At 75.6% G+C, this 26,290-nt stretch carries 22 protein-coding genes; 12 read left to right on the top strand and 10 right to left on the bottom strand.

Features of this window, described 5'->3' with window-relative positions; all coding sequences use genetic code 11:
• Nucleotides 1–420 precede the first annotated feature (420 nt).
• From MW084_RS02590 to MW084_RS02600, 3 genes are all read left to right on the top strand, one after another.
• Entirely contained in the window at nt 421–2,667 is a 2,247-nt protein-coding gene (locus MW084_RS02590; RefSeq protein WP_010468633.1) for a PBS lyase, read from the top strand.
• 185 nt (nt 2,668–2,852) lie between these two features.
• A complete protein-coding gene (locus tag MW084_RS02595) occupies nt 2,853–4,271 on the top strand; it encodes an FtsW/RodA/SpoVE family cell cycle protein (RefSeq protein ID WP_050986716.1) in 1,419 nt (472 codons plus the stop codon).
• Nucleotides 4,268–5,719, top strand: a complete 1,452-nt coding sequence (locus MW084_RS02600; protein WP_010468628.1) for a penicillin-binding transpeptidase domain-containing protein — start codon at nt 4,268–4,270, stop codon at nt 5,717–5,719. The genes MW084_RS02595 and MW084_RS02600 overlap by 4 nt, the downstream gene beginning before the upstream one ends.
• On the opposite strand, the gene MW084_RS02605 is transcribed toward MW084_RS02600, so the two are convergent.
• Nucleotides 5,716–6,342, bottom strand: a complete 627-nt coding sequence (locus tag MW084_RS02605) for a Uma2 family endonuclease (RefSeq protein WP_010468626.1) — start codon at nt 6,340–6,342, stop codon at nt 5,716–5,718. The genes MW084_RS02600 and MW084_RS02605 overlap by 4 nt on opposite strands.
• A 107-nt stretch (nt 6,343–6,449) precedes the next feature.
• A complete protein-coding gene (locus tag MW084_RS02610) occupies nt 6,450–7,559 on the bottom strand; it encodes a ferritin-like domain-containing protein (RefSeq protein WP_010468624.1) in 1,110 nt (369 codons plus the stop codon).
• A gap of 170 nt (nt 7,560–7,729) precedes the next feature.
• Here MW084_RS02610 and MW084_RS02615 point away from each other — a divergent pair.
• A partial coding sequence (locus tag MW084_RS02615) for a hypothetical protein (RefSeq protein ID WP_275563450.1) occupies nt 7,730–7,988 on the top strand: 259 nt, incomplete at its 3' end.
• A gap of 326 nt (nt 7,989–8,314) precedes the next feature.
• Nucleotides 8,315–9,391, top strand: coding sequence for a C40 family peptidase (locus MW084_RS02620; RefSeq protein ID WP_010468620.1), 1,077 nt, complete (start codon nt 8,315–8,317; stop codon nt 9,389–9,391).
• Between the two features lie 3 nt (nt 9,392–9,394).
• Here MW084_RS02620 and MW084_RS02625 read toward each other — a convergent pair whose 3' ends face one another.
• The 5 genes from MW084_RS02625 to MW084_RS02645 form a co-directional block, all read right to left on the bottom strand.
• A complete protein-coding gene (locus MW084_RS02625; RefSeq protein ID WP_010468618.1) occupies nt 9,395–10,630 on the bottom strand; it encodes a styrene monooxygenase/indole monooxygenase family protein in 1,236 nt (411 codons plus the stop codon).
• A 62-nt stretch (nt 10,631–10,692) separates the two neighbouring features.
• Nucleotides 10,693–11,307 carry a GTP-binding protein gene (locus MW084_RS02630; protein ID WP_010468616.1) on the bottom strand — a complete coding sequence of 205 codons (615 nt, stop codon included), beginning with the start codon at nt 11,305–11,307 and terminating at the stop codon, nt 10,693–10,695.
• Entirely contained in the window at nt 11,288–11,680 is a 393-nt protein-coding gene (locus tag MW084_RS02635) for a DUF742 domain-containing protein (protein WP_010468614.1), read from the bottom strand. The genes MW084_RS02630 and MW084_RS02635 overlap by 20 nt, the downstream gene beginning before the upstream one ends.
• Nucleotides 11,677–12,246 (bottom strand): roadblock/LC7 domain-containing protein, encoded by a 570-nt coding sequence (locus MW084_RS02640; protein ID WP_010468612.1) that lies wholly within the window; start codon nt 12,244–12,246, stop codon nt 11,677–11,679. The genes MW084_RS02635 and MW084_RS02640 overlap by 4 nt, the downstream gene beginning before the upstream one ends.
• Complete coding sequence (locus tag MW084_RS02645; RefSeq protein ID WP_010468610.1) at nt 12,243–15,038, bottom strand: nitrate- and nitrite sensing domain-containing protein; 2,796 nt, start codon at nt 15,036–15,038, stop codon at nt 12,243–12,245. Before MW084_RS02645 ends, MW084_RS02640 begins: the two co-directional genes overlap by 4 nt.
• 451 nt (nt 15,039–15,489) lie before the next feature.
• Here MW084_RS02645 and MW084_RS02650 point away from each other — a divergent pair, with 451 nt between their 5' ends.
• Nucleotides 15,490–16,272, top strand: a complete 783-nt coding sequence (locus MW084_RS02650) for a hypothetical protein (protein ID WP_010468608.1) — start codon at nt 15,490–15,492, stop codon at nt 16,270–16,272.
• 229 nt (nt 16,273–16,501) lie between these two features.
• On the opposite strand, the gene MW084_RS02655 is transcribed toward MW084_RS02650, so the two are convergent.
• From MW084_RS02655 to MW084_RS02665, 3 genes are all read right to left on the bottom strand, one after another.
• Nucleotides 16,502–17,065 (bottom strand): MarR family winged helix-turn-helix transcriptional regulator, encoded by a 564-nt coding sequence (locus tag MW084_RS02655; protein WP_010468605.1) that lies wholly within the window; start codon nt 17,063–17,065, stop codon nt 16,502–16,504.
• 619 nt (nt 17,066–17,684) lie between these two features.
• Complete coding sequence (lon, locus tag MW084_RS02660; RefSeq protein WP_010468604.1) at nt 17,685–20,123, bottom strand: endopeptidase La; 2,439 nt, start codon at nt 20,121–20,123, stop codon at nt 17,685–17,687.
• A gap of 354 nt (nt 20,124–20,477) precedes the next feature.
• Nucleotides 20,478–21,116, bottom strand: a complete 639-nt coding sequence (locus tag MW084_RS02665) for a LysE family translocator (protein WP_039828765.1) — start codon at nt 21,114–21,116, stop codon at nt 20,478–20,480.
• A 379-nt stretch (nt 21,117–21,495) separates the two neighbouring features.
• Between MW084_RS02665 and MW084_RS02670 the strand changes: the two genes are divergently transcribed.
• The 6 genes from MW084_RS02670 to MW084_RS02695 all read left to right on the top strand — a co-directional run.
• Nucleotides 21,496–21,999 (top strand): YfbM family protein, encoded by a 504-nt coding sequence (locus MW084_RS02670; RefSeq protein WP_010468602.1) that lies wholly within the window; start codon nt 21,496–21,498, stop codon nt 21,997–21,999.
• 255 nt (nt 22,000–22,254) lie between these two features.
• Nucleotides 22,255–22,914 carry a GNAT family N-acetyltransferase gene (locus tag MW084_RS02675; protein ID WP_029553293.1) on the top strand — a complete coding sequence of 220 codons (660 nt, stop codon included), beginning with the start codon at nt 22,255–22,257 and terminating at the stop codon, nt 22,912–22,914.
• Between the two features lie 53 nt (nt 22,915–22,967).
• A complete protein-coding gene (locus tag MW084_RS02680) occupies nt 22,968–23,639 on the top strand; it encodes a spermidine synthase family protein (RefSeq protein WP_010468600.1) in 672 nt (223 codons plus the stop codon).
• An 82-nt stretch (nt 23,640–23,721) separates the two neighbouring features.
• Nucleotides 23,722–24,459 carry a response regulator transcription factor gene (locus tag MW084_RS02685; protein ID WP_010468599.1) on the top strand — a complete coding sequence of 246 codons (738 nt, stop codon included), beginning with the start codon at nt 23,722–23,724 and terminating at the stop codon, nt 24,457–24,459.
• Between the two features lie 166 nt (nt 24,460–24,625).
• The gene (locus tag MW084_RS02690; protein WP_029553292.1) at nt 24,626–25,687 is read left to right on the top strand and encodes a HAMP domain-containing sensor histidine kinase; all 1,062 of its coding nucleotides are present in this window, start codon (nt 24,626–24,628) and stop codon (nt 25,685–25,687) included.
• A 301-nt stretch (nt 25,688–25,988) separates the two neighbouring features.
• A partial coding sequence (locus MW084_RS02695) for a 2-oxoglutarate dehydrogenase E1 subunit family protein (RefSeq protein ID WP_275563452.1) occupies nt 25,989–26,290 on the top strand: 302 nt, incomplete at its 3' end.

Raw genomic sequence — 26,290 nt, forward strand, 5'->3', positions numbered from 1 at the left:
GGTCGGGTNNGTCCGGNGGTGGNNGGAACCGGTTCCCTCCGGGGCGGGTTCGCAGCCGGTCGGGCGGGTTCGCGCGGGGTGCGGAAGTGGCACGGGGTGCAGGAGCGGACGCACCTGTCCGCGGCGGGCGGGACCGGCCGTCCCCGCGGCTCGGCGGGCGGGGTCAGCGGCCGTCCCGCACGGCTCGCGCCGGACGGCGCGGGGGCACCCGGAGGCCGTACGGGGGCGATGCGGGTGCCCGCCCCGGCGCCCCGATGGCCGGCCCCTCGTGGCGCGGGGCCGAGCGTGCGGTGGCCGGGTGGGAAACACCGTGCGCGGGCCGCGGGAACGTGGCCGGGGCGTGTCCGATTGCCGGGGCGTCGCCGCCTGCGGTGTGGTGCACTATTGCCCCCAAGCGCAGGGTCCACGGGGAGGGAAGGCATGTTCACGGGGATCGACGAGGTCGACTGGGCCTCGCTGGGTCATGCCTACGGTCCGGCCGACGACGTGCCCGCGCTGCTGCGCGGCCTGGCGTCCGACGACCCGGCGGAGCGCGAGTGGGCGCTGGACGGCATGTACGGCACGGTGCACCACCAGGGCGAGGTCTACGACTCGACGCTGGCGTGCATCCCGTTCCTGCTGGAGCTCGTGGCCCGACCGGACCTCCAGGACCGCGGCTGCGTCGTGGAGTTGCTCGCCAGCATCGGCGGCATCGACCTGTCCGGCGACGACGAGTTGCAGGAACTCGACCCGGAGTGCGAGGAGTTCGAGGGCGCCGCCAACTACGCCATGGCCGCGGCGGCCGTGGCGGCCGGCGCGGACGTGTTCCTGGCGCTGGTCGGCGACGAGGACCGGGAGGTGCGGCTCGCCGTCCCCGGCGCGCTGGCCTCCCTGCACGACGACCCGGTGCGCGTACTGGACCTGCTGCGGGAGCGGCTCACCGTCGAGTGCGACACGGAGGTGCGGCTCGCGCTGGTCGAGGCGGTCGGCAGGATCGCCCTGCGGTACGAGTCGCTGCGCGAGGAGACCGCGGGCTGGCTGTCCTGGCTGTCCGGCGCCGCCCAGGACCCCGCGCTGCGGCTGGCGGCGCTGGCCCAGCTCGCCCGGTGCGCGCCGGGACGGCTGCCGCACGACGTCGTGCCGACCGTGACCCGGCTGCTGGCGGAGCTGCGCCGGTACGGGCCCCGCACACCCGGCGGCGGCCCCTGCGCGAGGACGGGGGCGGGCGGCGGTACGGCCCTCGGGACGTCCAACGGCGCTGCGACCCCGCGGAATTCGGCCAACTCCTGGAACGGGCCCGGCATGTGGGAGACGCCCGCCGCGGTGGGCTCCGTGCACCCCGTGCCACCGGTGGAGCCGGCCGAGCCGCGGCACACCGCCCCGACGCTCGTCGGCCAGGTGCGGGAGCCGCCCGGGGAGCAGCGGCCGGAATGCGGTACGGCGTGGACGGACGACCTGCTCCGCACGCTGCACGGCGCCCTCGACGACCGGGTCGACGACCGCATCGCCCTGGTCACCGCCCAGTTGCGCAGTCCCGACAGCACCCAGCGGACCGACGCGGTGTGGATGTGCGGCGGCCTGGTCCGCACCTGGCGCGGCGCGTACGAGGGGGTGGTGCGGCTCGTGGGGGCGCAGCTCCACGGCCCGGAGCCGCGCCTGCGGGCGGCGGCGGCGAGCTGGCTGGAGGGCCTGTTCTCGCTGGCGGCGCCCGCCGCCGACGACCTGGCCGCGCGGGTGGCGGTGGACCCGGCGCCGTGGCTCCCCGAGCGGGCGGGCGGCCGGGCCGGCGCGGTCGGCGCGCTGCTGGCGCTGACCCGGGCGGGGGACGCGCGGGCGGTGGAGGCGCTGGCCCGGGCGCTGGAGCAGCCGGAACCGGACGGCAGGCTGCTGTACGCGATCCCGCACCTGGCGGAGGCGGGCGGCCCGCTGGTGCCGCTGCTGCGCCGCAGGCTGGGCGCGCTGCCGCTCGACGACGCGCTGGGCGAGCGGTCGGGGCCGCTGCTGCTGGCACTGGCGGGGCTGCGGGCGGTGGAGGCGCTGCCGGAGGTGCTGCGGGTGCTGCGGGGGGCGCCGGCGTTCCGCCGCGAGTGGGCGCTGAAGTCGGCGCTGCGGGCGGTCGCGGCGTTCGGTCCGGCCGCGCGGGAGGCGGCGGCGGACGCGCGGGGCCTGCTGGACGACGCGTCCGCCGGGACGGTGACGGCGGCGGCGCGGGCGCTGTGGGCGGTGGAGGGCGACGCCGGGACGGTCCTGCCGCGGCTGCGGGCGCTGCTGCGGGCGCCGGACGCGCACGGGCGGCGGTCGGCGGCGCGCGCGGTCGGCGCGTTCGGCGGATCGGCCCGGGCGGTCGCGCCGGAGCTGCGGGCGTGCCTGGCCTCGCCGGACGTCTGGCTGCGCGTCGACGCGGGGGTGGCGCTGTGCCGGGTGACCGGGGACGCCGGGGAGGCGCTTCCGGTGCTGCTGGCGGCGTGGCGGGAGAACCGGCACGCGCGCCCGGAGATCGCCGAGTGCCTGGCCGAACTGGGTCCGGCCGACCGGCTGGGGCCGGAGGCCGCGCCGCTGCTGCGCGCCGAACTCGCCTGCGCCCGGCGTCACAACGCGTCGGCCGGGGTGGCCGGGGACCGCGACGTCCACGAGGACGAGCGGTTGCTGTCCCTGTGCCGCCGCGCGCTGGGCGGCCCGGCGGAGTGAGGCGGAGCGGGCCGGTCGCCGTCCCCCCGGGGCCGGTCCCGGGCGCGCCGGAGGGCCGTGCCGGGTCCCGCTTCACGCCCTCGGAGCAACGGACCCCGCGGCGAAGGCCGGTGCCTCCTCCCACGGCGGCGTGGCGCAGTATGAAATAAGGGACATATCACCCGTGTCTTGCTACGTTGCGGGACATGACCACAGCGACGACGGAGTCCCCACCGCCTCGGGTGCGCCTTCCCGGACGGCGCGGCGTGGAGTTCTCGCTGCTGTGCTGCGCCGTGCTGTGCTCGGTGTACGGCTACGCCGGCGTGGGCCTCGCCCACAGCGGCGCCGTGCCGCACGACGCCGCGCGGTACGGGGCCGGCCTCGGCCTGCTGGCGCTCACGGGCCACCTGGCGGTGCGGTTCGGCGCCCCGCACGCCGATCCGCTGCTGCTGCCCGTGGCGGTCCTGCTGAACGGCGTCGGCCTCGTCCTCATCCACCGCCTCGACCTGGAGACCCCCGCCGCCCCGGCGGCGCCCGCGCAGTTCGTGTGGTCGGCGCTCGGCGTGGCGCTGTTCGCGGTGGTGGTGGTGTGCCTGCGCGACCACCGGCTGCTCCGGCGGTACGCGTACCCCTCGGTGGCCGTCGCGCTCGTCCTGCTGACGGTGCCGGTCTTCTTCCCCGCCGTGAACGGGGCGCGCATCTGGATCCGGGTCGGCGGGCTGTCCTTCCAGCCGGGCGAACTCGCCAAGATCATGCTCGCGGTGTTCTTCGCCGCGTACCTGGCCGCGAACCGCACCGCGCTCACGCGGGCGGGCCGCACCCTGTGGCGGATGCGGCTGCCGTCCGGGCGGGTGCTGGGGCCGGTCGCCGGGGTGTGGCTGGCCTGCGTGGGCGTGCTGGTCCTGGAGCGGGACCTCGGCACGTCGCTGCTCTTCCTCGGCCTGTTCGTGATCCTGCTGTACGCGGCGACGGGGCGGGCCGGCTGGGTCGCGGCCGGGCTGCTGCTCGCCTCCATCGGCGCCTTCGCGGTGGGAGCGCTCGAACCGCACGTCCACAGCAGGGTGGAGGACTGGCTGCACCCGTTCGCGTCGATCGAGGCGGGCCGGGGGCCGAGCCAGCTGGCGCAGTCGCTGTTCGCGTTCGCGGCGGGCGGGATGTTCGGCACGGGCCTGGGGCTCGGCCACTCGGCGCTCATCGGCTTCGCCGCCAAGTCGGACTTCATCCTCGCCACGGCGGGCGAGGAGCTGGGCTACGTCGGCCTGACCGCGCTGTTCCTGCTGTACGGGCTGCTCGTGGCGCGCGGCTACCAGTCGGGGCTCGCGCTGCGCGACCCGTTCGGCCGGCTGCTGGCGACCGGGCTGGCGTCGCTCCTGGCGCTCCAGGTCTTCGTCGTCGCGGGCGGGGTGACGGGGCTGATCCCGCTGACCGGGATGGCGATGCCGTTCCTCGCGCAGGGCGGCTCCTCGGTCGTCACCAACTGGATCGCGCTGGCGCTGCTGGTGCGCCTGAGCGACTCCGCCCGCGCGCCCGCCCCCGATTCCGGCGGTTCCGACCCCGGCCCCGTCCCCTCCCCCGAGCCCGTGGCCGCCGTGCCCGCGCCGCCCGTGCGGGAGGGCGTCCGGTGACGAAGCACATCCGTCGCGCCGCGGTCCTGTGCCTGGTCCTCCTCGCGGCCCTGCTGGTCAACACGGCGCGCGTCCAGGTCCTCCAGGCGGACCGGCTCGACGCCAACCCGGCCAACCGCCGCGCCGCGCTGTCCCGGTACGCCGAGCCGCGCGGCGACATCCTCGTCGAGGGCCGCCCGGTCACCGGCTCGCAGGACACCGGCGAACTGCTGCGGTACGAGCGCACGTACACCGACGGCCCCCTGTACGCGCCGGTCACCGGCCACGTCTCGCAGACGTACGGCACGACGCTGGTGGAGGAGGCCGAGGACGCCGTCCTGTCCGGGACCAGTGCGCGCCTGCCGTGGACCGGCCCCGGCCGCCGCTCCCCCGGCCACGTCTCCACGACCCTCCGGGCCGCCCTCCAGCGGGTCGCGTACCGGGGCCTGGCGGGGCGGCGGGGCGCGGTCGTCGCCCTGGAACCGTCCAGCGGCCGGATCCTGGCCCTGGTGTCCAGCCCGTCGTACGACCCGGGCGTGCTGTCCGGCACGGGCAGCGAGGTCGCGACGGCGTGGGCGCGGCTCAACACCGCGCCGGGCCGGCCGATGCTGAACCGGGCGCTGCAGGAGACGTACCCGCCCGGCTCCACCTTCAAGATCGTGACCGCGGCGGCGGCGCTGGACGCGGGCGTGGTCGAGGACGTGCACGCGCCCAGCGGCACCCCCGACCCCTACCGGCTGCCCGGCACGCGCACGCTGCTGCCGAACGAGGCGAACGGCTGCGAGGACGCCTCCCTGGCGTACGCGCTGCGCTGGTCGTGCAACACGGTGCTGGCGCGGCTCGGCGTGGAGGTCGGCCTGCCGCGGATGCTCCGGACGGCACGGGCCTTCGGCTTCGGCGACCCGGACCTGCGCGTCCCCTCGCGCGTGGCGCGCTCCCACTTCGACACGGACATGTCCCCGGACCGGCTGGCGCTGTCCGCGATCGGCCAGTACGACACGAGGGCGACGCCGCTGCAGATGGCGATGGTCGCGGCGGCGGTCGCCAACGACGGCGAACTGGCCCGCCCCCACCTGGTCGAGTCGACGACCACGGCGACCGGCGGCCTGGTGGAGCGGACGCCGCGGCGCACGTACGCCCGGGCGATGAGCCCGCCGACGGCGCGGCTGCTGCGGGAGATGATGGTCGACGCGGTCGAGGGGGGCTCGGGCAGCAGGGCGCGCATCGAGGACGCGGTGGTCGGCGGCAAGACGGGCACCGCCCAGCACGGCGTCGGCAACCGGGGCATGCCGTACGCGTGGTTCATCGGCTGGGCCCGCGCGGCGGACGCGGCGAGGCCGGCCGTCGCGGTGGCGGTGGTCGTGGAGGACGCGGAGGCGCGGCGCGAGGAGATCAGCGGCGGCGGCAGCGCGGCCCCGATCGCCCGCGCCGTGATGGAGGCGGCGCTCGAACTGGGACGGGACGGCTAGCGGCGCAGGCCCGGAGGGCGGCGGCCCACGGCGGTGAGGTCGATGTCGAGGGCGAAGGGGACGGCGGTCTTGAGCTGCTCGCGGTGGATCCCGGTGAGGGCGTACGTCCCGCCCGCGGGGTCCAGTTCATAGATGTAGACGACCGGCAGACCCCCGTCCGACTCGACCCGCCAGAAGTGCGGCACCCCCGCCGCCGCGTACTTACGGGGCTTGACGTCACGGTCCCGTACGACGGAATCGTCGGAGACGACCTCGACCGCGAGGACGACGTCCTCGGGCTGGAACCAGGTCTGCCGGGGGCCGGTGTCCGCCTCGACCGACACCACCAGGACGTCCGGCTCCAGCCGGTTGTGCCGGTCGAGCCGGACGGTCATCTCCCGGAGGGGCTCCACGTGGTCCGGCGCCTGAGCCAGCGACTCGACCTCCAGGAGGCGCATGGCACTGGCGTGAAACCGCGTCCGCGGGCTCGGGGGAACGAGGCTCCCGTCGATCAGCTCCGTGTGCGGAGGAAGGTTCGGGAGTCGGTCCAGGTCGTCCGCCGTCCAGCCGCCGGCCGGCGGTCGCGGCCACTCGTACTGCTCGTCCAGCCCGTACTCGCGTGCGGCGCCCGTGGTCGCTCCCATGCGGCGAAGTCTGTCGACACGGTCAGCCTACCGAGGGGCATATGCCGGTTCATCATCTGAACGGGTGACGCGCCCCGGGAAGCCCGTCCCCCGGGCCGGTTCCCCGCTCAGTCCTCGGCCGCGCCCTCGGCGATCGCCTCGGCGACCTCCGCGACGCGCGCCGCCTCCTCGGCGGCGAACCGTTCCGCGTCGAGGCGTTCGGCGACCTCCTCGTCCTGGGCCATCAGCAGGTCGAGGTCGGAGTCGCCCAGGTCGAGGACGCCCATGTCGAGGTAGGCCTTCTGCAGCCGCTCGCCCCACAGGCCGATGTCCTTGACGCACGGCACGATCCGGCTGAACAGCAGCTTCCGGAAGATCCGCAGGAACTCCGAGCGCTCCGACATCTCCGCGGCGTCCTTCTTCGGGATGCCGAAGTTCTCCAGCACCTCGACGCCCTGCAGCCGGTCGCGCATCAGGTAGCAGCCCTCGATGACGAACTCCTCGCGCTCGCGCAGTTCGGCGTCGGTGAGCTGCCGGTAGTGGTCGCGCAGCGCCATCCGGCCGAACGCCACGTGCCGGGCCTCGTCCTGCATGACGTACGAGAGGATCTGCTTGGGCAGCGGCTTGTCCGTCGTGTCGCGGATCATGCCGAAGGCCGCGAGGGCCAGGCCCTCGATGAGGACCTGCATGCCGAGGTACGGCATGTCCCAGCGGGAGTCGCGCAGGGTGTCGTCGAGCAGCGAACGGAGGCTGTCGTTGATCGGGTAGAGCATCCCGATCTTCTCGTGGAGGAAGCGGCCGTAGATCTCGGCGTGCCGGGCCTCGTCCATCACCTGCGTGGCGGAGTAGAACTTGGCGTCCATGTCGGGGGCGGACTCGATGATGCGGGCCGCGCAGATCATGGCGCCCTGCTCGCCGTGGAGGAACTGGCTGAACTGCCAGGCGGCGTAGTGGCGGCGCAGTTCGCCCCGGTCCTTCTCCGTCATCTTCGCCCAGTGGCGGGTGCCGTGGACCGTCATCGCCTCGTCGCGGGTGCCGAGGGGGTCGTACGGGTCGACCTCCAGGTCCCAGTCGATGCGGCGGGCGCCGTCCCACTGCTTGTCCTTGCCCTTCTGGTAGAGGGCGAGGAGCCGGTCGCGCCCCTCGTCGTACTCCCAGGAGAAGCGGGCGGCCCCCGAGGCGGGCACCTGCCAGCCGGTGGATCCCGGGTCGTGGGCGTACAGGTCGAGCGTCGACACGGGCGGGCTCCTTCGGATCGGCTGGGGGCGCCCTCCAGGGGCGGGTCCCATCCTCCCGGACCCCTGACCTGCACGTCACGTCGGGGGCAGGGCGGCGCCACCCGCACGCGGCACCCGGAGCCGGCGGCACCGCGTGGGCGGGGCCGCGCCCCTGCTGTGAGACTGGCGGGGTGCGAACCGAGAACACCCCCTTCTCCGGCGGCCCCCTGGACGGCCGCGTCCTGCCGGTGCCGACCGGGCCGACGGGGCACCCGCCGAAGTGGTACGAGGTCCCCGTCCCCGCCGAGGACGGGGGGCGCCCCACCGTGTACGCGTACCGCCGCGTGCCCGCCGGGTACACCAGGCGGCTCGGGCTCCAGCGCGGCTGGAGGTACGTGTACGAGCCCGCCGGGCGCGAGCGGCGCGTCCCGAGGTGGCCCTGGTCGGGGCNGGGGGNGGGGCGCGGGTCGGCGGACCGGCCCGCCCGGCCGCCCGCGTAGCCGCCCGGGAGGAAGTTAAAGGCGGGGCGGGAGCCGGCACCGGGGTCCGCAGCGGTCCGGCGCGGGCACCCGCGCCAGGGGCGAAGGAGATCCGGCACCGGGGTCTTCCCGGGCCGGAACCGGGATTTCCGCGGGCCGGAACCGGGGTTCCCTCGGGGAGGCGGCTCCGGGGCCCGCTCCCCCGGCACGGTGACCGCCGGGGGCCGATCGGCCCATTCGTCGTTTCCTCCCATCGTCTGACGACCCATCATCCTTCCGTCGACCGGAGGTGGTGGCATGACGTTCCGCAGGGGCGCGGCCGTGCTCGCGCTCGCCTCGTCACTGGTGCTCGGCGTGCCCGCGCCGCCGGCGGGTGCCGAGGGCGAGTCCGTGTCCGAACTGCTGGTGCGCCTCCAGCGGCTCTACCGGGAGGCCGAGGCGACCGGCGAGACGTACCGGACCGCGGGGGGCGACCTGGCCGTGCGGGCCGCGGCGGCGCGGCGGCTCGGCGGGGAGCTGGCGCGTGCCCGCGACGCGCTGGCGGAGGCCCGGGACGCGGCCGGGCGGCTGGCCCGGGCGCAGTACCGGGGCCGCGACGACCCGTCCCCGGCGCTGCGGCTGCTGTTCGCCCGGAACCCGGACCGCGCCCTGGACCACGCCATGGACGAGGCCCTGCTGGTGCGGCGCCTGGCCCGGGAGCGGGCGGCGGCGGTGAACCGGCTGGAGGGCGCCGAGAGGCGGGCGAGCGCGGCCGCGGCGGCGGCGCGCCGGGCGCTGGACCGCGAGCGGGCGGCGGCCGCCGCGCGGCAGCGGGCCCGTGACGGCGCGCTGGCGAAGCTGCGGGAGGTGGAGGAGGCCCTGGCGGGCCTGGGGCCGGACCGGCTCGCGGAGCTGGCCGCGCTGGAGCGCGACGCGGCGGCCCGGACCCCGTCCGCCCCGCCGGGCACCGGGGCCCCGGACGCGGAGGGGGCGCCCTCCGCGGAGGGGGCCGAGGCCGTCGCGTACGCGGCCGGCCTGGTCGGCAAGCCCTACGCGGCGCCCCCCGGGACCCCCGGCGACTCGGGGCTGACCGCGCGGGCCTGGGCGGCGGCGGGCCGGACGCTGCCGCCCACCAGCGGGGAGCAGTGGCGGACGCTCCCGAAGGTGCCGACGGGATCGCTGCGCCCCGGCGACCTGGTCGTGTACTTCCCGGACGCCGCCCACGTGGCGCTGTACGTGGGCGGCGGCCGGGTCGTGCACGTGCCCCGGCCCGGCGCCGCCGTGGCCGTGTCGCCGCTCGCCGCGCACCCGGTGCTGGGCGCCGTCCGGCCCGACGCCGGGGCCCCGCCCCTGGCGGCGTACGTCCCGCCGGACCTCGGGGGCGGCGGGGCGTGAGGGTCACGCCGAGGCGGCGGCCTCCAGGAAGGCGTCGGTCTTCTCCGGCTCGTACAGGAAGTTCTCGAAGTCGGCCGGGTCGTCGAAGCCGTTCGCGAAGCGGTGGGCGACCGCGGGGAGCTTCTCGCCCGCGCCGATCAGCCGGAGCACGTGCTCCGGCGGGACGCCCAGCATCGCGTTGGTCCACTTGGTGACGTGCCGGGCGGTCTCCCAGTAGCGGTCGAAGGCGGCCTGCATCCACGCCTCGTCGAACGGCCGGTCGCCGTGGCCGACGATCGACGCGAGGTAGCTGGCGGCGCACTTGGCGGCGGAGTTGGAGCCCTGCCCGGTGATGGGGTCGTTGGCGACGACGACGTCCGCGACGCCCAGGACCAGGCCGCCGCCGGGGAGGCGCCCGACGGGCTTGCGGACGGTCGGCGCGTACCGGCCGGCGAGGGTGCCGCCCGCGTCGGTCAGCTCGACCCGGGTGGCGCGGGCGTGCTCCCAGGGGGTGAAGCGCTCCATCAGCGCCAGGGTCAGCGCCAGGTGCTCGGCGGGGTCCTTGACGCCCTGGAAGACGTCGAGCGGGCCGCCGGGGACGCCCTCCCAGAAGAGGATGTCGGCGCGGCCTCCGGTGGTGAGGGTGGGCATCACGAACAGCTCGCCGACGCCGGGCACGAGGTTGCAGCGGACCGCGTCGTGGTCGGGGTGCTCGGGGCGCGGGCCGAGGCCGCGGACGTACGCCACGGCGAGCGCCCGCTGCGGCTCGGTGAACGGGGAGCGGGAGGCGTCCCGTTCGAACATCGACACCAGTTCGCCCTTGCCGGCGGCGACGAGGACCAGGTCGTAGGCGCGGGAGAAGTAGTCCAGGTCGGAGACGGTCGCGCCGTGGATGACGAGCCGGCCGCCCCGCTCGGCGAACGCCTCCATCCAGCCGGCCATCTTCACGCGCTGGTCGACGGACTGGGCGTAGCCGTCGAGCCGGCCCATCCAGTCGACGGCGCGGGTGCCCTCGGGCCCGGCGACCGAGATGCCCAGGCCCTCGATGCGGGGGGCCTGGGACTCCCAGAAGTTCAGGCCGAGGTCCCGCTCGTGCTGGAGCGCCGTGTGGAACATGCACTGGGTGGACATGACGCGCCCGTGGCGGATCTCGTCGGCCGTCCGGTTCGACATCAGGGTGACCTCGTACCCCTGCGCCTGGAGACCGAGGGCGAGCTGGAGGCCGGACTGGCCGGCTCCGACGATGAGTATCTTCCGCATCGAGGGGGCTTCTTTCCTTGCGGCGCCGTGGCCGGCGCGGTGAGCGGGGGCGGCCGGGGCCGCTAGACGGGGGTCTTCTCCAGGGCCCGTACGACGAGGGCGAGCAGCGACTCGACGACAGTGGAACGTTTCCGCGCGTCCATGATCACGATCGGTACGTCCTCCGGGACGGTCAGCGCGTCGCGCACGTCCTCGACCTCGTAGCGCCTGGTGCCCTCGAAGTGGTTGACGGCCACCACGTACGGCAGGCCGCAGCTGTCGAAGTAGTCGAGCGCGGCGAAGCAGTCGGTGAGCCTGCGGGTGTCGGCCATGACGACGGCGCCGATCGCGCCCCGCACCAGGTCGTCCCACATGAACCAGAAGCGCTGCTGGCCGGGCGTGCCGAAGAGGTACAGCACGAGGTCGTCGTCGAGGGTGACCCGTCCGAAGTCCATCGCCACGGTGGTGGTGAGCTTGTCGGGGGTCGCGGAGAGGTCGTCGGTGTCCGCGCTGGCCTGGGTCATCAGGGCCTCGGTGCGCAGCGGGGTGATCTCGGAGACCGACCCGACGAACGTGGTCTTGCCGACGCCGAAACCGCCCGCGACGACGACCTTCGTCGCGATCGGCGCCCGCTCCGGATCGAGCTGCCAGGGCGCGGGCGCCTCCTCGTCCGGCAGGTCAGAGACGGCGAAGTCCACTCAGCACCCTTTCCAGCAGTGCGCGGTCGGGCTGGCCGGAGCCGTGCCCGGTCCCGTACACACGGAGCTTTCCCTGGTCGGCCAGGTCGCTGATCAGCACCCGGACGACCCCCAGCGGTATCCGCAGCAGCGCGGATATCTCGGCGACCGTCCGCATCCGGCGGCACACCTGGACGATGGCCCGCATCTCCGGCATGAGCCGCCCGACGGGCCTGGCGGAGCGCGCCTCGGGCGCCTCCAGCGCGGCCACGAACGTCTCGACGAGCAGGACGTGTCCGAAACTGGTCCGCCCGCCGGTCAGCGAGTACGGGCGGACGCGGGCGGGGCGGTAGCCCTCGCCGCGCACGGGCAGCTTGGCGGACAGTGCCGTCATCGATCGCCCTCCATCGTCTTGCGCAGTTCACTGCGGAGCTCGGGGGTGAGCACGTGTCCGGCGCGGCCCACGAAGAGGGCCATGTGGTACGCGACGACGCTCATGTCGCAGTCGGGCGCGGCGTACACGCCGAGAAGCGAGCCGTCGCTGATCGACATGACGAAGACGCTGCCCTCCTCCATGGCGACCATCGTCTGCTTGACGGCCCCGCCGTCCATGAGGTCGGCGGCGCCCACGGTGAGGCTGGCGATGCCGGAGACGATGGTGGCGAGGTCGGCGCTGGAGCCGCGCGGCCCGCGCGGCCGGTCCGGTCGGCCGGCGCCGGGGTCCGTCCCGGCGTCCGCGTCCGTCCCGGCGTCCGTCCCGGCCGCTCCGGGGTCCCCGTCCGCCCCGGGACCGGCGTCCGCCGTCTCGGGATCGGACGAGAGCAGGAGCAGACCGTCCGACGAGACCACGGCGACCGACCGGACGCCGGGCACCTCCTCCACCAGATTGCCCAGCAGCCAGCGCAGGTTGCGCGCCTGGCTGCTCAATCCCCGGGCGCCGGTGCGGGTCGTCGCACTCACCTGTGTGCCTCCTCGACTGTGTTCCCCGTTCCCGGTACCGCTTCTTCCGCCCCCGTAATCTCCGCTTCGGCGTCGCGCCGTCCCTCCTTGGCGCCCCGGTGGAAGCCGCCGAGCCGGCGGCGCAGCTCCTCGGCGTTGACTCCGCCGGTCCGCTCGGCGCGGGGGGTCCCGGTGCCGACGATCCGGGGCGTCCGCTTCGGCAGGCCCTTGTCCGTGACCCTTTCCGGTCCGGCACCGCCCCCCGCGCCCCATTCCGGCCCGGCGCCCTCGTCCGCGGTCCGCTGGTGCTCCTGCGCCCCGTCCGGCGCGGGCAGCCGCACCTGGAGGGTGGCCTCGTGGACGGCGGGGCCGTCCGTGTCGGGCTCCAGGCCGGGCTCCGCGTCCGCCTCCGTGGCGGCCGACGGTCCGGTGGTGGTGGCGGGGGGCTCGTCCGCACCGGCCGGTCCGGTGTGTCCGGCGGGCGGGTCCGCCGGGCCGTCCTCCGCCTCCCGCCGGACGCCTTTCGCGCCGGTGCGTCCGGGCGCGGCGTCCTCGGAGCCGGTGTCCTCGGTGGGGGCGCCTTCGGGGTCGGCCTTCCCGGGCACGGGCTTCCCCGATTCGGGGGCCGCGGGCTCGGGGCCCGCCCCGGCGGCGGCCTCCTGCCCGGAACCGGTACCGGTTCCGGCCCGCCGCGCGGCCGGCCCGGCGGTCTCCGGGGCCGTCCCCGCCTCCCCGCCCTCCAGAAGCGCGGTGGAATCGGCCTCCGCCGCCCCCGGGAGGGACACCGCCGGCATCCCCTCCGCCAGGGCCATCGCCGGGGGGACCTCCGCCGGCGCGTCCGGCAGCAGCCCCTGCGGGAGAACGACGAGGGCCGTCACCCCGCCGTCCTGCTCGGCCCGCAGCTCGACCCGTACGCCGTGCCGCGCCGCCAGCAGGGCGGCCACCCGCAGGCCGAGGCCCTCGCCCTCGGCGGCGAGCTCCGGGTCCGCGAGGCGGGCGTTGAGGTCCGCGAGGCGGGCCGGGGGGATGCCGATGCCCTCGTCCCGTACGGACAGCGTCACGCCGCCGCCGTCGGACGACCAGCCGGAGAGCCGGACCCGCGCCTCCGGCGGCGAGAACGAGGTGGCGTTCTCCAGCAGCTCGGCCAGCAGGTGGCTGATGTCGTCGGCGGCGAACCCGGCCACGTACGCGCGCTGCGGCAGGGACTGGATGGCGACCCGCTCGTACCGCTCGATCTCGCTGACCGCCGCGCGCAGCACGTCGACCAGCGGGACCGGCCCCTGGTGGGCGTGGGCGTGCTCGTGGCCGGCGAGGATCAGCAGGTTCTCGCTGTGGCGGCGCATGACCGTGGCCATGTGGTCCAGCTTGAACAGCGTGGAGAGCTGCTCCGGGTCCTGCTCGCGCTCCTCCAGCTTCTCGATGACGGTGAGCTGCCGCTCGACGAGGCCGAGCGTGCGCAGGGACAGGTTGACGAACGTGTGGTGGGCGCCGTGCCGCTGCCGCTCCAGCTCGGCGGTCAGCCGCTCGGTCTCCGCGCGCAGTTCGGCGTGGCGGGCGGCCAGCTCCGCGGCGGCCTCCCGCTCCCCGTCCCGCGCGGCGCGGGAGCCGAGCTCCAGGAGCTTGCCGTGCAGGGTGTTGAGGGACCGGACGACCTGGGCGAACTCGTCGTTGCGGCCGGTGAAGCGGATCGGCTCCTCGCTCTCCGGCGCCTCGGCGACCCGGGCGGCGCCGAGGCGCAGCACGGCGAGCGGGCGGGTGAGCGTGCGGGCGACGGCCGTGGAGACGCCGATCGCGACGAGCAGGCATCCGCCGAGCAGCGCGATCCGCAGCTCCAGGGCGGTGACGTCGTCGTCGCGGAGCCGCTCCATGCGCTCGACCTGGCGGGTGGCGAGGGCCGACTCGACGCCGCGCATCTGCTCGATCCGGGCGGTGAGCGCGTCGGAGAGCCGCTCGGGGTCGGTCCTCCGCTCCGCACGGGTCAGCTGGGGGCCGTCGGCGAGCTTGCCCAGGTAGGCCTCGGCGGCCTTGACCTCGGGGCCGGTGACGGTGGCGGCGAGCGACTCGCGGGTGGCGGCGTCGGCGGCGCCCTCGAAGTCCGCGAGGGAGACCTGCTCGCGCACGCGGGCCCGGTGGGCGGCGGCGCTCAGCTCGTCGCGGACCCGCGCGGCGGCCTCGGCGCCGGGGTCCTCCTCGGTGACGTAGCCGCCGCTGACCGGGTCGTACACCGTGCGTCCGGTACCACCCGGTTCGGGCACGGCGAGCGCGGCGAGGAGGAACCCGCGGGTGGCGGAGGCCTGTTCGACGGCCAGGCCGAGTTCGGCGGGGGCGCGGCCGGGGCCGCCGGCCGCGCGCGCGGGAGTGCGGTCGGCGAGCCGGGCGGCGAGGGCCCGCAGCTTGTCGATGACCTCGGTGTACGCGCGGTGGGCGGCCGTCGCGGTGCCGTCGCCGGCGAGGGCGGTGCGGCGGAGGGAGGGCACGTCGGCGAGGGCGCGGCGCACGTCGTCGGGGGCGGCGGCCCGGATCTCCTCGATCTGGCGGTCCACGCGGGCGCTGTGGGTGCCGGGCTTCGCGCGGCCCGCGCCCGCCCCGGAGCCGTCCGCGCCGCCCTCCGCCGCCTTGCCGCGGCCGGCGGCGATGTGGGCGGTGATCTCGTCGCGCTCGTCGGCGAGGGAGTGGGCGAGGGTGACCGCCTGCCGGTTCAGCTCGGCGAGGGTGACGAGGTTCTGCGACTCCTTCAGGTCCGCGGAGGTGGCGAGGACGCCGGGCGCCCCGGCGCCGATGACGGTGACGCCGACCAGGGCGACACCGGTCATGAGGCGGTTCCGTACCCGTACGCGGCGGCCGCCCGGAACGTGGGGATCGCCGGGAGTCTCACTGCGCTTCTGCACCGGTGCTCACATTCTTGAACTCGTTCGCCCATGAAGCAGAGGTGACGGCTGGTCACACATGGAGAGCGCTCCCACCCCTGGTACGGCTTCCGACCATTCCAGCCCTTTTGGGCAGCGAGCACCCCTCGGCCACTCCGCCACCCGAACGAGTGAACAACACTCCGGAGTTGGCTAACAACTTCGGGGCCCGTCCGCGTGGGGCGCACGGGGCGCGCCGGGTTGGACCTTCCGCGCGGGCTTTGGCAATATGCCCGCCCGCACGTCCCGGAGCACGCCGGGAGCGTCTCCGGCACGCGCCCGGCCCGCGCCGCTGACCTGCCGGTACGGACCCCCTCGGGGTCCGCGCGCCGGAGCGGGGGCGGGCAGACTGGTACGCATGCGCACGGAGACCGCCTCCCTTCCCGGCGACCCCGAACACCCCAATGAGGACTGGGTGGCCGCGGCGGCCCCGGTGTCCGGCCGGGGCGGCGTCCTGGTGGTCCTGGACGGGGTGACGCCGCCGTCCGCGGACGTGGGCTGCACGCACCCGGTCCCCTGGTTCACGGCGCGCCTCGGGGGTGCGCTGACCGAACTGTCCGCTTCACGGCCGGACCTGACCCTGGCCGAGATCCTGGCGGAGGCAATCCGGCGCACCGCGGACTCCCACTCCCCCGCGTGTGACCTTTCTCACGTGCGAACTCCTCAGGCGACGGTGGCCCTGGCGCGTTGGGACGCGGAGACCGTGGAGCACCTGGTGCTGTCCGACGCGGTGGTGCTGCTGGAGTCCCCCGGGGGCGGAGTCCGCGTGGTGCGGGACGGCCGGCTGGACCTCGTCCCGCCCGAGGTGCTGCGCTCCCACGCGGCGACGGACCGGCTGCGCAACGCCGAGGGCGGCTTCTTCACGGCGGCCGCGGACCCGGCGGTGGCGACGCGGGCGGTGACCGGGGTGACGCCCCGGTCCGAGGTGCGGGCGGTGGCCGCCCTGTCGGACGGGGCGGCGCGGTGGGTGGAGCTGTTCGGCGAGGGCGACTGGGGGGACTGCGTGGGCGTCCTGCGCCGGGAGGGTCCGCGGGGCCTCCTGGACCGGGTCCGGGCGCTGGAGGCGCGGGACGCGGGGACCGGCGGGAAGCGCCTCCGCAAGCGCCACGACGACGCGACGGCGGTCTACGCCGAGCTGTGAGCCCCCGCCGGTACGGGCCGGGCGCCCCGGGCGGAGGCCGGGAACCGGGCCGGGGAAGGGGATGGAACGCGGACCGGACCGGGCGCGGGCAGGACCGGGGCGGGAACGCGGGCACGGGCGGGGCCGGAGGCGCAGGCACGGGCAGGGCCGGACACGGGCGAGGGCACGGACCGGAGGCGCGGGCNGNGTGNGGTGNCNGNGGGGCCGGAGGAGGTGGGGGCCCGGCGGGTCACGGGCCCGCGGGGTCCCGGCCCTCGGCGCGGGTGTTGAGCTGGTGGAGCAGCCGGGCCAGTTCCGCCACCTCCGCGCGGTCCCAGTCGGCGAGCTTGCGCACGTACCGGGCGCGACGGGCGTCGCGGACACGGCGGAAGCGGTCCCGGCCCTCCTCGGTGAGCCGCACGAGCGAGGCGCGGCCGTCCGCCGGGTCCGGTTCGCGGACGATGAGGCCCAGTTCCTCCAGGGCCTTCAGCTGACGGCTCATCGTGGCCTTGCCCACGCCGAAGTACGCGGCGAGTTCGGTGGCCCGCCGGCCGCCCGCCTCGTCGAGCCTGACGAGCAGTCCGTACGCGGCCGGTTCGAGGTCCGGGTGGACCTCCCGGGCCATCTCGCCGGAGGAGGCGCGGGCCCGCCGCAGGAACACGGCGAGTTCGCGTTCGAGGGCGAGGTACGCCCGGTCCGCGCCGCCGTCCGCGTTCCGCCCGCCTGAGTCGCCGTCCGGGGCCGGTCCGCCGCAGCCGCCGTCCGGATCCGGCTCGCCGTACACCGGCCCGCCGTCCCCACCGCTCTCCCGCATGCCCGTACCCCTCGCGTCCCGGCCGCCCTGCCCCGGTGTGTCCCGTGGCAGGGCAAGTATTCCGCAGGGAGCGGGAGTCGGCGCAGGTCGGCGGGGCGGCCGGAGACGTCTCGCGGCGCGCCGCGGCGGAATCCGGGAGCACGGCGGGTCGCGGCGCGCCGCGGTGGAATCCGGGAGCACGGCGGGTCGCGGCGGGTCACGGCGAAACCCGGGAGCACGGCGGGTCGCGGCGGGTCACGGCGAAACCCGGGAGCGCGGCGGCTTCCCGAGGCGTCCCGCCGCCGGTGCGGCACCCGCCCACCGGCGGCACCCGCCCGTCGACGGGCCGAGGAGGCGTCCGCGCACCGGCGGCCGAGGCCACCGCCATACGCCGTGCGGGCTGGCCCGTACGCCCTGCGGGCCACCGCCGTACGCCGTGCGGGCCACCGCCGTACGCCGGGAGCACCGGCCCGGCCGGCGGTGGAGGACCGGGCCCGACCCGGCCGGCTCCCCACCGCCGTGGCGGAGCCGGCCGCGCCCCGCGCCCCGNCCCCGTCGCGCTGCCCGCACGCCGGGGGCGGCCCGCCNCCGGATCACCGCCCCCGGCCCGCGGAACCCGCCCGGACCGGGCCGCGGGGGATCAGGCGGCAGCGGGGGCCGGAGCCGCCTCGTCGCTTCCCCGGTCCGCCCCGGCGCCGGTGGTCGCGGGGGTCAGGGCGATGTCCAGGACCTGGCGGACGTCCGTCACCGTGTGGACCTCCAGCTTGTCGAGCACCTCGGCGGGCACGTCGTCGAGGTCGGGTTCGTTCCGCTTCGGGATGACGACCGTGGTGATACCGGCCCGGTGGGCGGCGAGCAGCTTCTGCTTGACGCCGCCGATCGGCAGCACGCGGCCGGTCAGCGACACCTCGCCGGTCATGGCCACGTCCGTCCGTACCAGCCGGCCGCTGAGCAGGGAGGCAAGCGCGGTCGTCATGGTGACACCGGCGCTCGGCCCGTCCTTCGGCACCGCCCCGGCGGGGAAGTGGATGTGGACGCCCCGGTCCTTGAGCCCGGTGACGGGCAGTTCGAGTTCCGCGCCGTGGGAGCGGAGGAAGGAGAGCGCGATCTGCGCGGACTCCTTCATCACGTCGCCGAGCTGCCCGGTGAGGGTGAGCCCCGCGGCGCCGGTCTCCGCGTCGGCGAGGGACGCCTCGACGAACAGCACGTCGCCGCCCGCGCCGGTGACGGCCAGGCCGGTCGCGACGCCGGGGACGGACGTGCGGCGCTCGGCCGGGTCCTGGGCGGACTCGGGCACGTGGTGCGGCCTCCCGAGGAGGTCGCGCAGGTCGTCCTCGCGGACGGTGAACGGCAGCTCCCGGTCGCCCAGTTCGGCCCGGGCGGCGATCTTCCGCAGGAGGCGGGCGACGGACCGCTCCAGGTCCCGCACGCCGGCCTCGCGGGTGTACTCGCCGGCCAGCCGGCGCAGCGCGGCCTCCTCGACCGCCACCTCGTCCCGGTCGAGCCCGGCGCGCTCCAGCTGGCGTGGGAGCAGGTGCCCGCGGGCGATGACGATCTTCTCGTCCTCGGTGTAGCCGTCGAGCCTGACCACCTCCATGCGGTCCAGGAGCGCCTCGGGAATGGCCTCCCGCACGTTCGCCGTGGCGAGGAAGACGACGTCGCTGAGGTCGAGTTCGACTTCGAGGTAGTGGTCGCGGAACGTGTGGTTCTGCGCCGGGTCGAGGACTTCCAGCAGGGCCGCGGCCGGGTCGCCCCGGAAGTCGGAGCCCACCTTGTCGATCTCGTCGAGCAGGACGACCGGGTTCATGGAGCCGGCCTCCTTGACGGCGCGGACGATCCGGCCGGGCAGGGCTCCGACGTACGTCCGCCGGTGGCCGCGGATCTCCGCCTCGTCCCGTACGCCGCCGAGCGCGACGCGCACGAACCTGCGGCCCATCGCGCGGGCGACGGACTCGCCGAGGCTCGTCTTGCCCACGCCGGGCGGCCCCACCAGCGCGAGCACGGCCCCGCCGCGGCGCCCGCCGACGACGCCGAGGCCCCGGTCGGCGCGGCGCTTGCGGACGGCGAGGTACTCGGTGATGCGCTCCTTCACGTCCTCCAGTCCGGCGTGCTCGGCGTCGAGGACCTCCCTGGCGCCGCGGATGTCGTAGTGGTCCTCGGTCCGCTCGTTCCACGGCATCTCCAGGACCGTGTCCAGCCAGGTGCGGATCCAGGAGCCCTCGGGGGACTGGTCGCTGGCGCGCTCCAGCTTGCCGACCTCCTTCAGGGCGGCCTCGCGGACCTTCTCCGGCAGGTCGGCGTCCTCGACGCGGGCCCGGTAGTCGTCCGTGCCGCCCTCGGCGTCCTCGCCGTTCAGCTCGCGGAGCTCCTTGCGCACGGCTTCGAGCTGCCGGCGCAGCAGGAACTCGCGCTGCTGCCGGTCGACGCCCTCCTGGACGTCCTTGGCGATGGACTCCGCCACGTCCTGCTCGGCCAGGTGGTCGCGCAGCTGCTCGGTGGCGAGCCTCAGCCGGGCGACGGGCTCGACGGCCTCCAGCAGGGCGACCTTCTGGGCGGTGGTGAGGAACGGGGAGTACCCGGCGTTGTCCGCCAGGGCGGAGACGTCGTCGATCTGCTGGACGCGGTCGACGACCTGCCAGGCGCCGCGCCTGCGCAGCCAGCTGGTGGCGAGGGCCTTGTACTCCTTGGCCAGCTCGGCGACGGCACCGGGCAGCGGGTCGGGCGCGGCCTCTTCCACCAGGGTGCCCTCCACCCACAGCGCGGCCCCCGGCCCGGTCGTCCCGGCCCCGATCCGCACGCGCGCCCGGCCCCGGATGAGCGCCCCCGGATCGCCGTCGGAGAGCCGTCCGACCTGTTCGACCGTCCCCAGGACGCCGATCCCCGCGTACGTGCCGTCCACCCGCGGCACCAGCAGCACCCGCGGCTTGCCGCTGCCGTCCCGCACGGCCGCCTGGGCGGCCTCGACGGCGGCGCGCACCTCGTTGTCGGACAGGTCCAGCGGCACCACCATCCCCGGCAGGACGACCTCGTCGTCGAGCGGCAGCACGGGCAGGGTGAGCGGTTCGGACGTCGAAGTCATGATCTCCCCTTCGGCAGTCAAGTTGAGCTACATCGACTCAATGTTCCGGAGCCCGCCATCGTTCCCCACCCGCGTTCGCTCTCAGCGATCTCCGGCGCCACCAGGACCCCGTAGATGGGCCCTTCGTCCTGCGACCCCTCCTTCGTCCGGAGTTTCACCGCGCGGCTCCGGCCCTTCATCCGGCCGGGTCGACCGGCGCCGAGACCCGACACGGTGCGCATGACGACGCCGGCGGACGGAGGGGGCTTCCGCGCCCCCCACCGCGCGACGAGAAGGCTCGTCGTTCGTACCGCCGGCGACCGCGCTCGAAGACGCCCTCCTGCCAGCCGGACACGACCGATCGGCCGGGGCGGATCAGTCCTCGCGTCCCGTCGCGGCGACGGTGACACCGAGCCCGACCATGGCGAGCCCGCCGACCCCGCCGACCAGGGAGAGCCGCCGCGGTGAGCGCGCGAACCAGTCCCGGGCGGTGGCCGCGGCCACACCCCACACCATGTCGGACACCACGGCGATGGCGCTGAAGACCAAGCCCAGCAACAGCATTTGCGCCGCGACATGCCCCTGACCGCGATCGACGAATTGCGGCAACACGGCAGCGAAGAACACAAGGGTCTTGGGATTGGTCACGCCGACCGCGAATCCCTCCCAGAACGTCCGCAGACCGCCTTGCGCCGCTCCCGCCCCGGAGACCACCGCCTGCAGCGACCCGCGCTCGCGCCATGTCCTGACGCCGAGGAACACCAGGTACGCGGCGCCCACCAGCTTGAGCGCCGTGAAGACGAGCACCGAGCGTTCCACCACCGCCCCGACCCCGAAGGCCACGGCGACGATCAGCACATAGGCACCGACCGTGTTCCCCGCAACCGTGGTCAACGCGGCACGGCGCCCCTGCGCCAGCGCCCGCCCGATCACGAACAGCACGCTGGGACCTGGAATCACGATCAGCAGGAACGACATGGCCGCGAAGGCGAGCAAACGGTCGGCAGACACCATGAAGCTCATGCAAGCACGGGCAGGGGCCACGCTTCCAGGCCGTTTCCCACCCGTACCCGAACACCGAATTCCGAGATCGAATGCCGGAGATCGAATGCCGGAGATCGAATACGGGGCAGCCTCACATTCGTACGACAGCGTCCGCGAACCTGCCGCGGTCCTCCGCGAGAAACGCGGACCCGATCCGCACGGAATCCGGACTGCCGACACAGCCCGCCCGCACCCCGCCCCGCTCGGCGCACCCGCGCCCGGGCATCCGTGNCCANNCNNCGNNCCGGCGGTCCGCCCCCAGTCCGCCCGCCCGCCGGGACGGCCTGGTCACGACCACCGGAACCCGGGCGGCGGCGTCGATGTCAGTGGCGGCTCCTACGATCCGCCCATGAGCATGATCGGGGAGTACGCGAGGCTGACCGCCGAGGAGTTCGCGCGGGCGCTGGAGGATCCGCAGTGGGCGCAGGAGCGGGTCGGCGAACTGGTCGAGGCCGAACTCGGCGGCGGGCCGGGCGGGGCGGAGGCGCGGTGCCTGGACACCGACAAGGCGTGGCACGCGCTGGACTTCCTGCTGTCGCGGATCGGCTTCCCCGTCGACGTCGTCTTCGGGGAGGGCGCGATACCCGGCGCCGAGGACTGGGGCTACACCCCGCCGCGCTACCTGACGCCCGCCCGGGTGCGGGTCGCCGCCGAGGCGCTGCGGGACACCCCCGTCGAGCGGCTCGTCGAGGGGGTCGGACCCGAGGACCTGGCGCGGGCGGAGGTGTACCCGGTGATCGTCTGGGAGCGGGGGGAGCCGCTGGAGTACGTCACGGCCTACTACGAGGCGCTGGTGCCGTTCTTCGGCGCCGCGGCCCGCGACGGCGACGCCGTGCTCATGTGGCTGGACTGAGGCGGCTCCGGCGGCCCGCCGCCGGGACCTCGCGCCCGGCCCCGGAGCCCGTACCGCGGAAGGCGGCGCGCCCGCGGCCCCCGGAGCCCGTACCGCGAAGGCGGCGCCCCCGCCGTCCCCGGAGCCCGTCGGTGCTCCGGCCGCCCCGGTGGCGGGGCAGACGCGGCGCCCCCGCCGTCCCCGGAGCCCGTACGCGGAAGGCGGCGCCCCCGCCGGTCCCTGGCGCCGCGCCGCCCCCTGCTGTGTAATGGCCCCATGGACAGTGCAGATATTACAGCGGCGTGGGTCCGGGGCTGGGCCGTCTCACGCGGCGCCCCTCCCCCCGTCGAGGAGCCGTGGGGGTACCGCATCGACGTGGGCCGGGACCGCCACGTCCTCCGGCACGTCCTGCCCGAGCCCGACGGGCCCACCGTCCGCGCGCTCTGCGAGACCGTGACCCGGCCGTACGCCTGGCTGAAGGTCCTCGCCGAACCCGAGGAGGTCGCCGACTGGATCACTCCCGGCTGGACGGTCCCCGACGACCCGGGCTTCATGATGTACACCGGCCTGGGCCCCGTCCCGGCACCGGCGCTCCCCGCCGGGTACGCCCCGCACCACGAGGTCCACGAGGGCGTCCACTTCGTGCGCGTCCTCGCCGAGGACGGTTCGCTCGCCGCACGCGGCCAGGTGGCCCCCACGGGCCGCACGGCCGTGTTCGACCAGATCGAGACGTACGAGGGGCACCGGCGGCGCGGCCTGGGCAGCGCGGTCATGCGCCTCCTGCACGGCGCCGCCGCCGGGGCCGGGGCCACCACCGGCGTCCTGGGCGCCACCACCGACGGCCTCGCCCTCTACACGTCGCTGGGCTGGCGGTACCAGGGGCCGTTGACCGGGGTCGTGCGCGACGGCGGCCCGGCCGCGGAAGCCGGCGGCTGACCGCACGCCGCCAACACCCCTCCCCCGCGCCCTCCTTGCATAGGGTGGAGCGCATGCCCGAGACACTCGACCGGCGTGAAGGCCCGTACGGCGAAGTCGTGCTGCGGCGGCGCGGCGAACACTTCGAGATCATCGCCAACGGCACCTTCCTGATGGACACGTCCGACGGCCGCTCCGAGCGGCTCCTCGTCGACGCCGCCCTCCGCGCCCTGGGCGGGGGCCGCGCCGCCCGCCCGTCCGTGCTCATCGGCGGGCTGGGCGTCGGCTTCTCCCTCGCCCATGCCGCCGCCGACCCCGCCTGGGGCCGCATCGTCGTGGTGGAGCGCGAGCAGGCCGTCCTCGACTGGCACCGCGAGGGCCCCCTCTCCGCCCTCTCCGGCCCCGCCCTCGCCGACCCGCGCACGGCCCTGGTCCACGCCGACCTCGTCGCGTACCTCCACGACCCGGACGTCGCCGACACGTACGACGCGCTCTGCCTCGACGTCGACAACGGGCCGGACTGGACGGTCACCGAGGACAACGACGGCCTGTACTCGCCCTCCGGCCTGGCGGCCTGCGCACGCCGCCTCGCCCCCGGCGGCGTGCTGGCCGTGTGGTCCGCCCGGCCGTCCGCCGGTTTCGAGGAGTCCTTGCGGAATGCCGGTTTCACCGGGGTACGGACGGAAGAGGTCCCCGTTGCCCGGGGCGTACCGGACGCGGTCCACCTCGGGGTTCGCCCCGCGTAGCCGCGAGATGGCCGCTGCCTTTATGTTGTTGACGGAAACGCACGGAATCTACAGCTCGCGCAGGACGCGACAGGGGCGGGGCATGGAGCACGCACACACCAGCCACACCGGCAACGCGGTCACGCCGGGTACCCAGCGCCGGGTCCTGGTCGTCGAGGACGACGCCACCATCGTCGAGGCCCTCTCCGCGCGGCTGCGGGCCGAGGGGTTCCTCGTGCAGACCGCGTCGGACGGGCCGGCCGCGGTCGACGCCGCGGAGGCGTGGCAGCCGGACCTGATGATCCTGGACGTCATGCTGCCGGGCTTCGACGGGCTGGAGGTCTGCCGCCGTGTCCAGGCCCAGCGGCCGGTGCCGGTCCTGATGCTCACCGCGCGGGACGACGAGACGGACATGCTCGTCGGGCTGGGCGTCGGCGCCGACGACTACGTGACGAAGCCGTTCTCGATGCGCGAGCTGGTCGCCCGGGTCCACGTGCTGCTGCGCCGCGTCGAGCGGGCCGCGCTGGCGGCGGCCACCCCCCGCAGCGGCATCCTGCGCCTGGGCGAACTGGAGATCGACCACGCGCAGCGCCGCGTCCGCGTCAAGAGCGACGACGTGCACCTGACGCCGACCGAGTTCGACCTGCTGGTCTGCCTGGCCAACACCCCGCGCGCGGTGCTCTCCCGGGAGCAGCTGCTCGCGGAGGTGTGGGACTGGGCCGACGCGTCGGGCACGCGGACGGTCGACAGCCACATCAAGGCGCTGCGCCGGAAGATCGGCGCCGAGCGGATCCGCACCGTGCACGGTGTGGGGTACGCCCTGGAGACCCCGGCGTCGTGAGCCCGGGGCAGTCCGGCACCCGGACGGCGGGCCGCCCCCGGTCGGCGGCGCGGGCGGCCGGCCGGGNGCGCCGGNCCGCCCTCGCGACCGGTCCCCCGCCGTCCCGGGGCCCGGCCGCGAGCGCGGGCCGGCCGGCGGCGGCGCGGACCGCCGCCCGTACGGCCGGATCCGCCTCCTGACCGTCTCGATCAAGACGAAGCTCTGCGCCCTCGTCGTCGTCTCCGTCTTCATCACCACCGGGCTGCTCCTCGTCGCCCTGCGGACGGAGACCGAGCTGCGGTTCATCACCGTCTTCTCGGTGATCGCGACCCTGCTGCTCACCCAGTTCGTCGCGCACGGCCTCACCGCGCCGCTCGACGAGATGAACAGGGTCGCCAGGGGCATCTCGCACGGCGACTACACCCGCCGCGTCCGCGGCGCCGACCGCCGCGACGAACTCGGCGACCTCGCCTCCACGATCAACCGCATGGCGGACGACCTGGAGGCCGTCGACCGGAACCGCAAGGAACTGGTCGCCAACGTCTCCCACGAGCTGCGCACCCCGATCGCCGCGCTGCGGGCCGTCCTGGAGAACGTCGTGGACGGCGTCTCGGCCGCCGACCCGGAGACCATGCGCACGGCGCTGGCGCAGACCGAGCGGCTGGGCCGCCTGGTGGAGACGCTGCTCGACCTGTCGCGGCTGGACAACGGCGTGGTACCGCTCCGGGCGCGCCGTTTCGAGGTGTGGCCGTACCTGTCGGGCGTCCTGAAGGAGGCGGGGCTGGCCGCCTCCCAGCGCGCCGTCGGCTCCGGGGCGACCTCCAGCACGCGTACGGACGTGCACCTGCACCTGGACGTGTCGCCGCCCGAACTGACCGCCTACGCGGACGTCGAGCGGCTCCACCAGGTCGTGGCGAACCTCGTCGACAACGCCGTGAAGCACTCGCCGCCGCACGGCCGCGTCACGGTGCGGGCCCGGCGCGGGCCGTACCCGGAGTCGCTCCACATGGAGGTCGTGGACGAGGGCCCCGGCATCCCCGAGTCCGAACGGCACAAGGTCTTCGAGCGGTTCAACCGGGGCAGCGCCCCCGCCCCGCACGGGCCGGGCGGCGACGGCGGCACGGGACTGGGGCTGGCCATCGCGCGCTGGGCCGTGGACCTCCACGGCGGCCGCATCGGCGTGGCCGAATCCGCGCGGGGCTGCCGCATCCTCATCACCCTTCCGGGGATTCCGCGGCAGCGGAATTGACATAGGGTTCGGACCGGGACCGCTCCGGGCCCGTGCGGGTGTGCGCACGCGTGCGCGTGCCCGCCCGAGGGCCGGGGAGGGGACGGCCAGGGGCGCGGGGAGCGGAAGCCGCAGCTCAGCTCACTGCTACCCGATCGCGGCCGAATCACGCATGTTTCCCGGCGCCTCTTGCCGCGAAACCCGCCGTTCGATGTGATGTACGCGACGAAGGCACGCCCCGCCTGCGCCTCCCGCCCGTGGAGGCGTAGCCTTTATTTCCGCTGTCCATCACCTTGTGAAGCGGAAGAGGGCGGTTGCCGCCGTGTCGTCTCAGTCCCCCAGTAACTCAAGCGTCTCGACCGACCAAGACGGTCAGGGCCAGAGCCCTGCTGCCGCCTTCGGTGCCAACGAGTGGCTCGTCGACGAGATCTACCAGCAGTACCTCCAGGACCCGAATTCGGTCGACCGCGCCTGGTGGGACTTCTTCGCCGACTACAAGCCGGGTGCCTCCGGCTCGGCGGACAAGCCCGCAGGCCAGGCTCCCGCCGCCGCGGGGGCCGCGGAGGCCGTGACGCACCCGGCCCCGGCTCCGGAGGCGCCCGCCGCGCAGGCCCCGGCCGCGCA

Source organism: Streptomyces sudanensis (assembly GCF_023614315.1).
Taxonomy (GTDB): Bacteria; Actinomycetota; Actinomycetes; order Streptomycetales; family Streptomycetaceae; genus Streptomyces; species Streptomyces sudanensis.

What these genes read in the sequence shown, in the direction of transcription:
- lon (WP_010468604.1), bottom strand. Translation starts at nt 20,123, where the DNA reads ATGACTTCGACGTCCGAACCGCTCACCCTGCCCGTGCTGCCGCTCGAC.
- MW084_RS02635 (WP_010468614.1), bottom strand. Translation starts at nt 11,680, where the DNA reads ATGACGGCACTGTCCGCCAAGCTGCCCGTGCGCGGCGAGGGCTACCGC.
- MW084_RS02680 (WP_010468600.1), top strand. Translation starts at nt 22,968, where the DNA reads ATGCCCGAGACACTCGACCGGCGTGAAGGCCCGTACGGCGAAGTCGTG.
- MW084_RS02655 (WP_010468605.1), bottom strand. Translation starts at nt 17,065, where the DNA reads ATGCGGGAGAGCGGTGGGGACGGCGGGCCGGTGTACGGCGAGCCGGAT.
- MW084_RS02685 (WP_010468599.1), top strand. Translation starts at nt 23,722, where the DNA reads ATGGAGCACGCACACACCAGCCACACCGGCAACGCGGTCACGCCGGGT.
- MW084_RS02650 (WP_010468608.1), top strand. Translation starts at nt 15,490, where the DNA reads ATGCGCACGGAGACCGCCTCCCTTCCCGGCGACCCCGAACACCCCAAT.
- MW084_RS02605 (WP_010468626.1), bottom strand. Translation starts at nt 6,342, where the DNA reads ATGGGAGCGACCACGGGCGCCGCACGCGAGTACGGGCTGGACGAGCAG.
- MW084_RS02595 (WP_050986716.1), top strand. Translation starts at nt 2,853, where the DNA reads ATGACCACAGCGACGACGGAGTCCCCACCGCCTCGGGTGCGCCTTCCC.
- MW084_RS02665 (WP_039828765.1), bottom strand. Translation starts at nt 21,116, where the DNA reads ATGGTGTCTGCCGACCGTTTGCTCGCCTTCGCGGCCATGTCGTTCCTG.
- MW084_RS02620 (WP_010468620.1), top strand. Translation starts at nt 8,315, where the DNA reads ATGACGTTCCGCAGGGGCGCGGCCGTGCTCGCGCTCGCCTCGTCACTG.
- MW084_RS02590 (WP_010468633.1), top strand. Translation starts at nt 421, where the DNA reads ATGTTCACGGGGATCGACGAGGTCGACTGGGCCTCGCTGGGTCATGCC.
- MW084_RS02645 (WP_010468610.1), bottom strand. Translation starts at nt 15,038, where the DNA reads ATGACCGGTGTCGCCCTGGTCGGCGTCACCGTCATCGGCGCCGGGGCG.
- MW084_RS02670 (WP_010468602.1), top strand. Translation starts at nt 21,496, where the DNA reads ATGAGCATGATCGGGGAGTACGCGAGGCTGACCGCCGAGGAGTTCGCG.
- MW084_RS02625 (WP_010468618.1), bottom strand. Translation starts at nt 10,630, where the DNA reads ATGCGGAAGATACTCATCGTCGGAGCCGGCCAGTCCGGCCTCCAGCTC.
- MW084_RS02675 (WP_029553293.1), top strand. Translation starts at nt 22,255, where the DNA reads ATGGACAGTGCAGATATTACAGCGGCGTGGGTCCGGGGCTGGGCCGTC.